Genomic DNA, 690 nt, shown 5'->3' on the forward strand with positions numbered 1-690 from the left:
ATCTTTGTACGCGCGCCAGACACTCTTTGCTGGCCCAAAGAGTGCCCAGAAATGCCTACTTGTTCTTTGGTGTTGTCCGGGTCGGTTGTAGGCGCTCCCGGCGCCGACAACCTGAAAATTCGTCCTGAATTTTTCCCTGGGTTTGTCGATCTCTTTAGCTCAGAAAATACATCCGGCCTGTCATTGCCGCGTAGGCGGTAATCCATTCAGCGAGTGCGGTTGTTCGTTGTTCTGTCTGAATCTGAAAGTATGTCGCGCTTGAGTTTGGTGGTTCATTTGGCATTGTCTAATGCGCGCCAGGTACTCTTTGTTGGTGCAAAGAGTACCCAGAAAGCCCCTTTTTGATCTTTGGTGTGGTCCGGGTCGGTTGTAGGCGCTCCCGGCGCCGACAACCTGAAAATTCGTCCTGAATTTTCCCCTGGGGGAGAGGCAAGCATCAAACTTCTCATTTCTGCTTTAAAAGTACAGCCAGAAACCCAGTTAAATTATTTATGATTCAATAGATTACCGTGCAGACGGGAATCCGTACAATGAGCGCAATGTCTGAAGTTTAGCTTGTATGTCGCGCTTACTTTCCGTGTCAATTTCAGCATCTTTGTACGCGCGCCAGACACTCTTTGCTGGCCCAAAGAGTGCCCAGAAATGCCTACTTGTTCTTTGGTGTTGTCCGGGTCGGTTGTAGGCGCTCCC

At 49.9% G+C, this 690-nt stretch carries 1 protein-coding gene; it reads left to right on the plus strand.

The features are described 5' to 3' along the window. A partial coding sequence (locus P0Y67_RS22750; RefSeq protein WP_342393711.1) for a hypothetical protein occupies window positions 1-201 on the plus strand: 201 nt, incomplete at its 5' end. Window positions 202-690: the final 489 nt, after the last annotated feature.

Origin of the sequence: Photobacterium sp. SP02, assembly GCF_038519165.1 — a bacterium.
Lineage (GTDB): Bacteria > Pseudomonadota > Gammaproteobacteria > Enterobacterales > Vibrionaceae > Photobacterium > Photobacterium halotolerans.